Genomic DNA, 12,433 nt, shown 5'->3' with positions numbered 1-12,433 from the left:
AACCACACAGACCTACAGCTTCCACGCCGACATCACAACCTTCGAAAAAGGGCTTGCCTCCCGGTCACGGCGCTAAACGCAACGGTGTTGACTTCCGCCTTTCAGCACGATCATGACGTGCGGGCGGCAGCGCGGGGGTGCGGGGCGGCACCCGGGCGCGGCGGCGTGGTGGCGTGGTGGCGCGGGCCGTCAGCCCAGCGGCACGCACCAGTGCAGGCGGGTGCCGTGCGGGCTCACCGCCTGTACCTCGAAGGTGCCGCCGTGCCGTTCGGCGCGCTCGCGCAGGTTGACCAGGCCGCCCCGGGCCGCCGCCGGGTCGCAGCCGATCCCGTCGTCGGTCACCGTCACCGTGACCTGACCGGCGTCCACCCGGACGGCGACGCCGACGTGGTGGGCCTGCGCGTGGCGTACGGCGTTGGACAGCGCCTCCCGTAGCACGGCGGTGAGGTCCGGCCGGACCTCTTCCGGGACGGCGCTGTCGACCGGGCCCACCAGCTCCAGGGTGGGCCGGAAGCCCAGCGACTCGGCGGCGACCTCGACCGCCTCCCGGATCTCCGTACGCAGCGCCGCGCTCATCGGTGTCCGCAGCTCGAAGATGGTGCGACGGATGTCCTTGATCGTGGCGTCGAGGTCGTCGACGGCGGCGTTGATCCGCTTGGCCAGCTCGGGCCGCGCGCTCATCGGCACCGCGCTCTGCAGTTGCAGGCCGGTGGCGAACAGTCGCTGGATCACCACGTCGTGCAGGTCACGGGCGATGCGCTCGCGGTCCTCCAGGACGACCAGCAGCTCGCGCTCCTCCTGACCCCGGGCCCGTTCCATGGCCAGCGCGGCCTGCCCGGCGAAGCTGCCCAGCAGCGCCAGGTCGTCCTCGCTGGTGCCGTCGTGGTCGGCGCCGTGCGCCACCACCAGCACGCCGTGCAGGACGTCGGCGGTGGCCAGCGGGGACAGTACGGCCGGGCCGGTGTGCAGCAGAGCCGGCCAGGGCGCGGCGTGCGCCAGGTCGGCCACCTCGTCGTGGTGGCCGTCGGTCACGGCGGCGGCGAAGCTCGTCTCGGCCGCGGGCAGGACGGCGCCCACCAGCGCGCCGGCCTGGTCACCGGCGCCGTCGACGACCTCGACGGTGAAGTGTTCGGCCTCGGGGTCGTACAGCAGCACAAGCGCCAGTTCGGCCTGGGCGACCTCCCGCGCCCGCCGCGCGACGAGCGAGAGCGCGTCGGTGCGGCGGACCTCGCCGAGCAGCAGCGACGTGATCTCCGCGGTGGCGGCGAGCCAGCGTTCGCGCCGGTGGGCGAGCTCGTAGAGGCGGGCGTTCTCGATCGCCACGCCGGCCGCGGCGGCGAGCGCCACCACGATCTCCTCGTCGTCCTCGGTGAACTCGTGGGCGCCCTTCTTCTCGGCGAGGTAGAGGTTGCCGAAGACCTGGTCGCGGATGCGTACCGGCACGCCGAGGAAGGTGTGCATCGGCGGATGGTGCGGCGGGAAGCCGTACGACTTGGGGTGCTGGGTGATGTCGGGCATCCGCACCGGGCGCGGCTCGTCGATGAGCAGGCCGAGGACGCCCCGGCCGTGCGGCAGGTCGCCGATCTTGGCGTGCAGCTCCGCGTCGATGCCGTGGGTGATGAAGTCGTGCAACGTCCGGTCCCGGCCGATGACGCCGAGGGCGCCGTAGCGCGCGCCGACCAGCTCGCAGGCCGCCTCGACGATGCGCTGCAACGTGCTGCGCAGGTCGAGGTCGCTGCCGATGCCGACCACCGCGTCGAGCAGGGCCCGCAGCCGCTCGCGGCTGGTGACCACCTCGCCGACCCGGTCCAGCATCTCCTGCAACAGCTCGTCGAGCCGGACCCGGGACAGCGGGGTCAACCCGAGCGACGGGGTCGCGTGCGGTTCGTTGCGGGGGTTCGGTGCCGTGCCTGCCACCGCCCGATGCTATCGCCCGGGTGGCGGCGCCGGCACACCCCGTCAGGAGCCGCGCACCGCGGAGGTGTCGACCACCTGCTCCACGGCCAGCCGCGGGGTGCGCGGCGGGCCCGCGTGCGCCGGGTCCGCGATACCGAGGCGGAGCACCAGGTACGGGTGACCCATGCCGGCCAGCAGCCCGCGCAGTGCCTGGCGGGTGCCCGGCACCTCCACCACGCCGCTCAGCGGCACCACGGAGACGCCGAGCCGGGTCGCGGTCAGCCAGCCGGCGGACAGCGCCTCACCGGCGCGCAGCCAGTCGACCGGCTCGTCCTCGTCGCCGTACAGCAGCGCGTAGTCGGCCGCGCGGTCGTGACCGGGCCCGACCGGCAGGGTGCCGGGGCGGCCGAAGTCGCGGCCCGGCACGGTGGTCTCCGGGGCCGACTCCGGCAGCACGTCCGGCGGCAGACCGGCCCCACCGGCCCGGCTGGTCCAGTACGTCAGCTCCTCGCGTAGCTGCGGGTCCTCCGACTCGATGGCGGCGGCGTGCGACGCGGCCGCCGCCAGCTCCAGCACCTGGTCCCGGTCGAGCAGCTGCAGCTGGACGCCCTCGGCGGTGACGGCCTTGGTGATCTCGCTGAGCGCGTCGGTGGGGACCGGCTCGTCGCTGACCGGCCGCCGGTCGGTGTGCCGGACCTGCATGCACTGCACCAGACGCATCGCCTCCGGGTCCGCCCCGACGTGGGTCAGGCTGGTGAGCCGTGCCACGAGCTCCGGGTCGCCGGCGTCGGGCATCCGCGCGACGGCGGCCCGCCAACCCTCGGCGGTCAGCGCCACCCGGGCGTGGTGCAGCGCGGTCCCGCAGCTGATGGCGAGCAGCCGACCCTCCGGGTCGGTGGCCGCGAGCTGCCGGTCCCGGGCGACCCGCAGCTCCAGGGCGTCGGGCAGCACCCGCCACCGCCACGGCTGGGTGTTGTGCACCGAGGGCGCGTGACCGGCGGTCGCGGCGGCCTCCGCGAGCGCCGTGGGCAGCGGGCGGTCCGTCTCCTGGCTCATCCTCACGACCTTTCCGTCTCGAGCCCATCGTGCCGCACCCGGGCGGCGCCCCGGGCCGGGTTGCCGCTCCATCGTGCGCCTTCCGCCGGGCCGTCGCACGGTGCGCAGGTCCCGGCCGCGCCGGGTCCTTCGACCCGGCCGGTTGCCCGGTGCGGTGCACGCCGCGCCCGGTGCCCTGGGACGATCCGCATGTGGGGGAGCCACGGGAGTGCGTACCCGAGCAGCCGGCGCGGGTCGAGCAGGGCCGCCGGCTGCTGCTGTGGGCGCCGCTGCTCGGGCTGACCGCGCTGGTCCTGGCGGGCGCGGCGGCCCGGCTCGCCGGGCGGCCCGGAGTCGGCGACCTGCTGTGGGTGGCCGCCACCGTGACGGCGCTGGTGCCGGCGGTCGTGTCGATGGTGCGCGACCTGCGGCACCGCCGGTACGGCGTGGACGTCATCGCCGTCCTCGCCCTGGCCGGTTCCCTCGGTGTCCGGGAGTACCTGGCCGGGGCGGTGATCGCGGTGATGGTGGCGACCGGCCGGGCGCTGGAGGCGTACGCCCAGGGCCGGGCGACCCGCGACCTGCGCGCGCTGCTGGCCCGCGCCCCGCGTACCGCCCGCCGGCGGGCTCCGGACGGGACCATCGAGGTGGTGCCGATGGACCGGGTCGCGGTCGGGGACGTACTGCTCGTCGGCCCCGGCGACGTGGTGCCGGTCGACGGGCGGCTCGACGAGGCGGCCACGCTCGACGAGTCGGTGGTGACCGGTGAGTCGCGGCTGGCCCAGCGCCCGGCGGGGGACCTGGTCGCGAGCGGCGTGCTCAACGCGGGTGCCGCGTTCGGGATGCGCGCGACCCGGGACGCGGCCGCCAGCACGTACGCGGGGATCGTCCGGCTGGCGCGCGAGGCCACCGCGCGGAAGGCCCCGACGGTGCGGCTGGCCGACCGGTACGCCGTCGCCTTCGTTCCGTTCACCCTGGTCCTCGCCGGTCTGGGCTGGCTGGTCTCCGGCGACGTCGTCCGGGCGGTGGCGGTGCTGGTGGTGGCCACGCCGTGCCCGCTCCTGCTGGCCACGCCCATCGCGATCGTCTCCGGTCTGTCCCGCTCGGCGCGGCACGGCGTCCTGGTCCGCGACGGCGGCTCCCTCGAACTGCTCGGCCGTGCCCACACCCTGCTGGTGGACAAGACCGGGACGCTCACCGCCGGCCGGCCGCGGGCGGCCGAGACGGTGACCGCGCCGGATGTCACCGGGGACGAGGTGCTGCGGCTCGCCGCCTCGGTGGAGCAGCTCTCCCCGCACGTGCTGGCCCGCGCCCTGGTGGAGGAGGCCCGGGGGCGGGGGCTGGCCCTCGCCGAGCCGGTCGGCGTCACCGAGGAGCCGGGCCGCGGCGTCCGCGGGCGGGTGGACGGCCGGGAGGTTCGGGTGGGTCAGGTCGACGGCCCGCTGCCGGAGTGGGCGGAGTCGGCCCGGGCCCGCGCCGAGGGCGCCGGCCGGTCGGTGGTGTGGGTCGGCGGCGAGGCCGGGCCGCTCGGCGCGATCCTGCTGGATGATCCGGTACGTCCCGATGCCCCGCGCACCGTCGAGCGGCTGCGGGCGGCGGGGCTGCGCCGGATCGTCATGGTCACCGGGGACCGTCGGGAGACCGCCGAGCGGGTGGCGCGTGCCGTCGGCGTGGACGACGTGGTCGCCCGGTGCACGCCCGCCGAGAAGGTCGACCGGGTGCGTGCCGAGGTGGACCGTGCGGTGACGGTGATGGTCGGCGACGGGGTGAACGACGCCCCCGCCCTGGCGACCGCGCACGTCGGCGTGGCGATGGGCGCCACCGGGGCGACCGCGTCGGCGGACGTCGCCGACGCGGTGCTCACCGTGGACGAGCTGGGGCGGCTGGCCGATGCCGTGGAGATCGCCCGGTACGCGCGCCGTATCGCGGTGCAGAGCGCGACGGTCGGCATGGGGCTCGCGGTGCTTGCCATGTTCGTGGCCGCGATCGGGCGGCTGCCCCCGGTCGGCGGCGCGTTCCTTCAGGAGGGCATCGACGTCCTGGTGATCCTCAACGCCCTGCGCGCCCTCCTCAAACCACGCTGAGGGCGGCGCGGGTCAGCGTTCGCGGATCACCGCCACCGGGCAGTGCGAGTGGTGCAGGAGCTGCTGGCTGACCGAGCCGAGCAGCATCCCCGCCAGCCCGCCCCGGCCGCGGGTGCCGACGACGACGAGCTGGGCGTTGCGGCTCGCCGCCACCAGCAGCGCGGCCGGACTGCCCTCGGCGACCTCGACCGTCACGTCGACGTCGGGGAACGTGCGCTGCCACCGGGAGAGCGGCTCGTCCAGCTCCGCGCGGTCGGTCCGGGTCGCCGCCCGGCTGTCCGGGTCGGACGGTGGGCGCTGGCCCGGCGGCAGGTGCCAGGCGCGGAGCACGTGCAGCGGCACCTTCCGGGCGGCGGCCTGCTCGAACGCGAAGCCCAGGGCCAGCAGCGACTGCTCGGAACCGTCCACGCCGACCGCGACGTGCCCGGCGCGGGCCCGGCTGTCGTCGTCACCCCGGACGACCACGACCGGGCAGTGGGCGTGCGCTGCCACCGACACCGCGGTCGAGCCGGCCAGCAGGCCACCGAAGCCGCCGTGGCCGCGGGTACCGAGCACCAGCAGGCCGGCCCGCGCCGACCGCTCCTGCAGGATCAGGGCGGGCGGACCGTCGAGCACCTCGCCGGTGACGGTGAGCCCGGGGCGGGCGGCGTCGGCCGCCGCCCGCCGGACCAGTTCCTGAACCTGCTGCCGGGCCGCCTCGTCGGGCCAGACGCCGGGCGCCACGCCGGGCCCGACCCAGCCGGTCACGGTCAACCACTCGAAGACGTACGCGAGCCGCACCGGCCGTCCGCTGCGCTCAGCCTCGTCCAGCGCCCAGTCCCGCGCTCGCATGGCGTCCGGGGAGCCGTCGTAGCCGACCAGGATCTCCTCGCCGCTCCTCTCACCGTCGGTCACTGCTGGCCCCGGACCTGGGGGTCGGTCTCCCGGATCCACCGCCACTCGGCGACGCGCGGGTCGTCCTCGCCGTGTTCGCGGGTGTAGTCGCGGCACGACTGGCGGGCGTCGACCATCTCCTGCCGCAGGTGCGCCGCCCGTGCGGCCAGCCCGGGCACCCGGTCGATCACGTCGATGACCAGGTGGAACCGGTCCAGGTCGTTGAGCATCACCATGTCGAACGGCGTGGTGGTGGTGCCCTCCTCCTTGTAGCCGCGTACGTGCAGGTTCTCGTGGTTGGTGCGGCGGTAGGTCAGGCGGTGGATCAGCCACGGATAGCCGTGGTACGCGAAGATGATCGGCTTGTCCGCGGTGAAGATCGTGTCGAACTCCTTGTCCGCCAGCCCGTGCGGGTGCTCGCTGGGCGGCTGGAGGCGCATCAGGTCGACCACGTTGACCACCCGCACCTTCAGCTCGGGCAGGTGCCGGCGCAGCAGGTCGGCCGCCGCGAGGGTCTCCAGGGTCGGCACGTCACCGGCGCAGGCGAGCACCACCTCCGGCTCCTCGCCGCCGTCGCTGCTGGCCCAGTCCCAGATGCCGATGCCGCGGCGGCAGTGCATGATCGCTTCGTCCATCGACAGCCAGTTCGGCGCCGGCTGCTTGCCGGCGACCACCACGTTGACGTAGTGCCGGCTGCGCAGGCAGTGGTCCATGGTGGACAGCAACGTGTTCCCGTCCGGCGGCAGGTAGACCCGCACCACCTCGGCCTTCTTGTTCATCACATGGTCGATGAAGCCCGGGTCCTGGTGCGAGAAGCCGTTGTGGTCCTGCCGCCACACGTGGCTGGAGAGCAGGTAGTTGAGCGATGCGACCGGCTGCCGCCAGGGGATTCCCCGGGTCACCTTCAGCCACTTGGCGTGCTGGTTGACCATCGAGTCGACGATGTGGATGAACGCCTCGTAGCTGGTGAAGATGCCGTGCCGGCCGGTCAGCAGGTACCCCTCCAGCCAGCCCTGGCACAGTTGCTCGGAGAGCACCTCCATGACCCGACCGTCCGGGGAGAGGTGGTCGTCGCCCGGCACGGTGCCGGCCATCCAGACCCGGTCGGTGACCTCGAACGCGGCGCCGAGCCGGTTCGAGGCGACCTCGTCCGGCCCGAACAGCCGGAACGTCTCGGGGTTAGCGGCGATCACGTCGCGTACCCACTTGCCCAGCTCGCCGGTCGCCCCGGTCACCGTCGCGCCGGGCCGGGGGACGTCGACGGCGTACTCGCGGAAGTCGGGCAGCGTCAGGTCGCGCAGCACCAGCCCGCCGTTGGTGACCGGGTTGGCGCTCATCCGGCGGTCACCCTTCGGCGGCAGGGCAAGGAGTTCGGAGACCGGCGCCCCGGTGGCGTCGAACAGCTCCTCCGGCCGGTAGCTGCGCAGCCAGTGCTCCAGCTCGGCCAGGTGCTGCGGGTTGGTGCGCACCTGCGACAGGGGCACCTGGTGCGACCGGTACGTCCCCTCCACCTGCTTGCCGTCGACGTCGCGCGGGCCGGTCCAGCCCTTCGGCGTACGGAGGACGATCATCGGCCAGCGCGGGCGCTCGACCGGACCGCCGGAGCGGGCCTTCCGCTGGATCGCGGCGATCTCGTCCAGCGCCCGGTCCAGGGTCGCGGCGAGCGCCTGGTGGACGGTCGCCGGGTCGTCGCCGGCCACCACGTACGGCTGGTAGCCGAACCCGCGCATCATCTCCAGCAGGTCGGACTCGGGGATCCGGTCCAGCACCGTCGGGTTGGCGATCTTGTAGCCGTTAAGGTGCAGGATGGGCAGCACCGCGCCGTCGCGGGCCGGGTTGAGGAACACGTTCGACAGCCAACTGCCGGCAAGCGGCCCGGTCTCCGCCTCGCCGTCGCCGATCACGCACGCGACCAGCAGGTCCGGGTTGTCGAACGCGGCGCCGTACGCGTGGCTGAGCGCGTACCCCAGCTCGCCGCCCTCGTGGATCGAACCCGGCACCTCCGCCGCCACGTGGCTGGGGATGCCGCCGGGGAACGAGAACTGGCGGAAGAGCCGGGCCATGCCGGCCTCGTCCCGGCCGGTGCCGTGGTAGCGCTCACTCCACGTGCCCTCCAGCCAGGTGTTCGCCACGATGGCGGGTCCACCGTGGCCGGGACCGGTGATGAACATGGCGTTCAGGTCGCGGGCGACGATGACCCGGTTGAGGTGCGCGTACAGCAGGTTGAGGCCGGGGCTGGTGCCCCAGTGCCCGAGCAGGCGGGGCTTCACGTGCTCCGCGGCCAGCGGTTCGCGGAGCAGCGGATTGCCCAGCAGGTAGATCTGCCCGACGGTGAGGTAGTTCGCCGCACGCCAGTACGCGTCCAGCCGGCGCAGCTCGTCTTCGGTCAGGGGGCTGTGCAGGGCGGTTGCGGTGTCCATACTGCCTGAGCCTCTCGCGGGTCGGTTGGTGGCGCATCCGGACGGAGCGTTTCCGTCCTCAGCCTGGCCGAAACGACCGTTCTCGATCAGGGTCCTTGGTCCCTGCCTCCGGGGTCTTCCGCCGCGTCGATCCCTCGAACCACGATCACCGGCGCCGAGGCGCGGTAGAGCACCTTCTGGCACACCGACCCGAGCATTCCCCGGCCGGGACGGTGGCCGCGCGCCGCCACCACGGTCACCTGCGTGGACCTGGACTGCTCGACGAGGACCAGCCCGGGGTCGCCGCGGATGGTGTGGCACTCGACGGCCACCGACGGGTGCCGCCGCCCGGCGGCGGCCGCGATGTCACCGAGCACCGCGGGGTCGTCGTTCCCGCCCGGCTCGACCACGCGGACGGCGACCAGCCGCGCCGCGCGTCGGGCGGCGCAGTCGAACGCCCACTCCAGTGCTCGCCGGGAGCCGTCCGAGCCGTCCACGCCGACCAGCACCGGGCCCTCCGGCGGCGGGTCCCGGCGACCCACCAGCACCGGGCAGCCGGCGCGGGCGGCGACCTGCACCGCGACCGCGTCGGCGGGGACCCAGCCGGAGTCGGTGCTCATCCCGCCGTCGCCGATCGCCACCAGGAACGCCGCGTCCGACCGGCGGACCAGCATCTCCACCACCGGGCCCTCGGTGATCTCGCCGCTGACCGGCAGCGTCTCGTCGACGTCCTTGGCGATCTCGGTGGCCCGGGCGAGGAGTTCCTCCGCGGCGTCGTGCGGGCCGACGACGGAGGGTGCCGCCAGAGCGGTGGCCCAGTCGAAGGCGTGCAGCAGGCGCAGCGGTCGCTCGTGGGTGGCGGCCTCCCGCGCGGCCAGCCGGACCAGTGTCAGATTGCGTTCCGAGCCGATACCGGCGAGCACCGGCGCGTCGGTGGCTGCGGCCATCGGGCATCACCTCCGCAGGCGTCGCGCCCTGTTCCGAGGCTAGTCCGGGTGGCAGCGCGGCGGGGCGGGATCAGCGCACCCGCGGGCGGGTCAACGGAACTGGCGACGATTGATCGCGTCGAAGACGCGGGCGCCGAACAGCCGCCGACTGTGCACCATCGCCCACGCCGCCGCCGTGACCAGGTAGCGGGTGCGCGGCCTACGGGCGGTCACCGCGCGCTCGATCACCCGGGCCACCGTGTCGGGGGTCGCGGCCAGCAGCCTGTTCTGGTACGACCGCGCCATCGTCACGTCCACCGCGGCCACCATCCTCCGGTACGGTCCGGACGGGTCGGCCTCCCTGCCCAGCGACTCGGCGGCGACGGCCCCGAAGCCGGTACGGATCAGGCCCGGCTCGACGATCGCCACGTCGATGCCGAACGGCCGCACCTCCTGGCGCAGCGCGTCGGAGATCGCCTCCACGGCGTACTTGCTCGCGTGGTAGTAGCCGCCGCCCGGGAACACGATCCGGCCGCCCATCGAGCTGACGTTGACGATCCGGCCCCGGCCGGCCCGGCGCATCCCGGGCAGCACCAGTTGGGTGAGCCGGCTCAGGCCGAACACGTTCGTCTCGAACTGCGCCCGCACCCGGTCCATCGGGGTCTCCTCGATCGGGCCGTACTCGCCGTAGCCGGCGTTGTTGACAAGCACGTCGACCTGCCCGTGCTCGGCCTCGACCGCGGCGACGGCGGCGGCCATCGACGCCTCGTCGGTGACGTCGAGCGGAAGCAGCCGGGCGCCGGTCTCGGCCAGGTCGGCGATCGCCGACACCTTCCGGGCGGTGGCGTAGACGGTCAGCTCGGGGCGCCGGGCGAGGCGCCGGACGGTGGCCCGGCCGATTCCGGACGAGGTGCCGGTGACGAGAACGGTGGTCATGCGGGGTCTCCAGGGGTGTCCAGGCCGGCGACGATCAACGCGACGCCGTCGCGCAGCCGCCGCCGGGGCAGGTCGGGGTCGGTGAGGTCGGCCTCCAGGCCGCGGGTGAGCGCGACCATCACGTCGGCCACCCCGCGGGCCCGCGTGCCGGCGGGCCCGGCGAGCGCGTCGGCCACCACGTCGGTCAACTCCCGGGTGTACGCCGCCACCAGGTCGCCGGTCAGCTTCGTGCTCTCGTCGAGCAGTTCGGCGGCGTGCCGGCTGTCCCGGTGCAGGGTGAGGGTGAGCTCCAGCTTGGCGCCGAGCACCGCGACGAGCCGCTCGGTGAGCGGTGTGGTGGGGTCCGCCGCGGCGCTGTGCGCGTCGGAGAGGGAGCGGGCGAAGAGCCGCTCGGCGAGACGCCGGTACGCGTCGTCCTTGTTGCGGACGTACTGATACACCGCGGGTCGGGACATCCCGGCGGCGGCCGCGATGTCGTCCATCGTCGTGCGGCGCATCCCGTGCCGGGTGAAGCATTCGTACGCAGCCGCGAGGATGGCGTCCAGCCGATCGTTCGACATGCTGACAATCTTTGCATGAAACGTCAGGTCGTCAAAGTAACGATGGTCACTCGCCAGGAGGGGGCCCGTCCGTGCACCCGCAGGAGCACGGCGGTGGCGTTGTCGGCGCCGCCGGCGGTCAGGGTGGCGTCGAGCAGGCCGCGGACGGCGGTTGCCGGGTCGGGGCCGCTCAGCAGTTCCCGGATCCGGTGGTAGTCGAGCTGGTCGCTGACGCCGTCGGTGCAGAGCAGCCAGGTGTCGCCGGGACGCAGCGTCACCGCGAGCAGGTCGGCTTCCGGTTGGTCGGGGTGGCCCGCGTACCGGGTGAGCTGGTAGCGGGCCCGGGCGGCGGCGGGGGAGTCGGCCGCGTACCAGCCGTGGACCACGCCGAGCCAGGCGGCCGTGTGGTCGACGGTGAGCAGTTCGAGCAGCCCGTCGCGCAGCCGGTACGCCCGCGAGTCGCCGAGCTGCACCAGCCAGCCCTGGTCGCCGTCCGGCTCGGCGAGCAGGGCCGTGAGGGTGCACCCGGTCAGGCCGGCGAGGTCGGCGCCGGCGGCGCGTACGGCGGACTGGACCTCGGCCACGGCGGCGCGCAACCGGCGGGCGTCGACCCCGGGCCAGGCGGCCCGGATCCGGTCGACGAGGGTCCGCACGGCGGTCGTCCCGGCCCGCCGGCTCCCCTCGCCGGAGCCCATCCCGTCGGCCACCACGGCGAGCGGCAGGTCGGGGTCGACGTGGACGACGTCGAAGTTCGCCGGGTACCGGTCACCGACCACGGTGTCGCCGGCCAGCTCCAGCCGGAGGTCACCGACGGCCGGCCGGGCGACGGTCGGGTCACGGCGCATGCGCCGGACCCTAGCAGGCTGTCAACTGGGGTTGACGGGTCCGCATCGTCAACGTAAGTTGACACCATGAGTCAGGCGACAGAACTCGCGGCGGCCGCCAGCAGCACCGACCCCCGGGTCGGGCTGCGCGCCGTCCGCGCGCTGCGCCGGCTGCTCGAGCGGCTCGAGGTGGTCCAGGTCGACAACGCCCGCCGGCAGGGCTGGTCCTGGCAGGAGATCGCCGACGCGCTCGAGGTCAGCCGGCAGGCGGTCCACAAGAAGCACGCCGGGCGACCGGCGGTCGACCGATCCTGGGAGGCGTGATGTTCGAGCGGTTCACCGACCGGGCCCGCAGCGTGGTCAAGCAGGCCCGCAACGAGGCGTCCACCGAGGGGCAACGGCCGGTCGGCACCGAGCACCTGCTGCTCGCGCTGCTCGCCGACGGCGACAGCCTCGCCGTGCGCGTGCTGCGGGAGGCGGGCGTGAGCGGCGACGACCTCCGCGCGCGCATCCGCCGCCACACCGAGCACGCCGGCACCGGCCTGGCCGACGCCGACGCGGCGGCGCTGCGCGAGATCGGCATCGACCTGGCCGCCATCGTCGCGCGGATCGAGGAGACCTTCGGTCCGGACGCGCTCCGCGAGGCCGTGCCGGCGCCGCGCCGCCGCTGGGGCCGGCGACGGTACGCGGGCGGCCCGTTCTCGCCCCGCGCCAAGAAGGTGCTCGAACTGGCGCTGCGCGAGGCGCTGCGACTGCGCCACCGGCACATCGGCACCGAGCACATCCTGCTCGGCCTCCTCCGGGAGGGGAACGGCCTCGGCGCCCTGGTGCTCACCGAGGCCGGCGTGGACCTGGCCGACCTGCGCCGCCGCGTCGAAACGGCCCTCCGCGCCGCCGCGTGACCCGCCCCGGGCCGAAACC

11 protein-coding genes are annotated in these 12,433 nt (G+C 74.5%); 3 read left to right on the top strand and 8 right to left on the bottom strand.

The features are described 5' to 3' along the window. Positions 1 to 189: 189 nt before the first annotated feature. Both ABTW87_RS27130 and ABTW87_RS27125 read right to left on the bottom strand, forming a co-directional pair. Entirely contained in the window at positions 190 to 1,860 is a 1,671-nt protein-coding gene (locus tag ABTW87_RS27130) for a sensor histidine kinase (RefSeq protein ID WP_350653937.1), read from the bottom strand. Between the two features lie 99 nt (positions 1,861 to 1,959). Then, positions 1,960 to 2,952, bottom strand: a complete 993-nt coding sequence (locus ABTW87_RS27125) for an Acg family FMN-binding oxidoreductase (protein WP_502891652.1) — start codon at positions 2,950 to 2,952, stop codon at positions 1,960 to 1,962. Positions 2,953 to 3,143: 191 nt separating this feature from the next. On the opposite strand from ABTW87_RS27125, the gene ABTW87_RS27120 reads away from it, so the two are divergent. Continuing rightward, positions 3,144 to 5,015: a heavy metal translocating P-type ATPase gene (locus tag ABTW87_RS27120; RefSeq protein ID WP_350653929.1), complete on the top strand. Its 1,872-nt coding sequence runs from the start codon at positions 3,144 to 3,146 to the stop codon at positions 5,013 to 5,015. Between the two features lie 12 nt (positions 5,016 to 5,027). On the opposite strand, the gene ABTW87_RS27115 is transcribed toward ABTW87_RS27120, so the two are convergent. The 6 genes from ABTW87_RS27115 to ABTW87_RS27090 form a co-directional block, all read right to left on the bottom strand. Continuing rightward, positions 5,028 to 5,909: a universal stress protein gene (locus tag ABTW87_RS27115; RefSeq protein WP_350653928.1), complete on the bottom strand. Its 882-nt coding sequence runs from the start codon at positions 5,907 to 5,909 to the stop codon at positions 5,028 to 5,030. Then, a complete protein-coding gene (locus tag ABTW87_RS27110; RefSeq protein ID WP_350653927.1) occupies positions 5,906 to 8,308 on the bottom strand; it encodes a phosphoketolase family protein in 2,403 nt (800 codons plus the stop codon). The genes ABTW87_RS27115 and ABTW87_RS27110 overlap by 4 nt, the downstream gene beginning before the upstream one ends. A gap of 86 nt (positions 8,309 to 8,394) precedes the next feature. Continuing rightward, positions 8,395 to 9,234 carry a universal stress protein gene (locus ABTW87_RS27105; RefSeq protein ID WP_350653926.1) on the bottom strand — a complete coding sequence of 280 codons (840 nt, stop codon included), beginning with the start codon at positions 9,232 to 9,234 and terminating at the stop codon, positions 8,395 to 8,397. A gap of 90 nt (positions 9,235 to 9,324) precedes the next feature. After that, entirely contained in the window at positions 9,325 to 10,149 is an 825-nt protein-coding gene (locus ABTW87_RS27100; RefSeq protein ID WP_350653925.1) for an oxidoreductase, read from the bottom strand. Continuing rightward, on the bottom strand, positions 10,146 to 10,709 hold the full coding sequence (locus ABTW87_RS27095) for a TetR/AcrR family transcriptional regulator (protein WP_350653924.1): 564 nt from the start codon (positions 10,707 to 10,709) through the stop codon (positions 10,146 to 10,148). The genes ABTW87_RS27100 and ABTW87_RS27095 overlap by 4 nt, the downstream gene beginning before the upstream one ends. Before the next feature lie 23 nt (positions 10,710 to 10,732). Beyond that, positions 10,733 to 11,533 carry a PP2C family protein-serine/threonine phosphatase gene (locus ABTW87_RS27090; RefSeq protein WP_350653922.1) on the bottom strand — a complete coding sequence of 267 codons (801 nt, stop codon included), beginning with the start codon at positions 11,531 to 11,533 and terminating at the stop codon, positions 10,733 to 10,735. Between the two features lie 66 nt (positions 11,534 to 11,599). On the opposite strand from ABTW87_RS27090, the gene ABTW87_RS27085 reads away from it, so the two are divergent. Both ABTW87_RS27085 and ABTW87_RS27080 read left to right on the top strand, forming a co-directional pair. Further along, entirely contained in the window at positions 11,600 to 11,836 is a 237-nt protein-coding gene (locus ABTW87_RS27085; RefSeq protein WP_155333268.1) for an HTH domain-containing protein, read from the top strand. Next, the gene (locus tag ABTW87_RS27080; RefSeq protein ID WP_350653920.1) at positions 11,836 to 12,414 is read left to right on the top strand and encodes a Clp protease N-terminal domain-containing protein; all 579 of its coding nucleotides are present in this window, start codon (positions 11,836 to 11,838) and stop codon (positions 12,412 to 12,414) included. The genes ABTW87_RS27085 and ABTW87_RS27080 overlap by 1 nt, the downstream gene beginning before the upstream one ends. The last annotated feature ends 19 nt before the right edge of the window (positions 12,415 to 12,433 follow it).

The sequence above is a fragment of the Micromonospora sp. NPDC126480 genome (genome assembly GCF_040302465.1).
In the GTDB taxonomy this organism is placed as follows: domain Bacteria; phylum Actinomycetota; class Actinomycetes; order Mycobacteriales; family Micromonosporaceae; genus Micromonospora.
The sequence above is the reverse complement of the archived record's forward strand: the minus strand, read 5'-3'. Positions and strand labels throughout refer to the sequence as shown.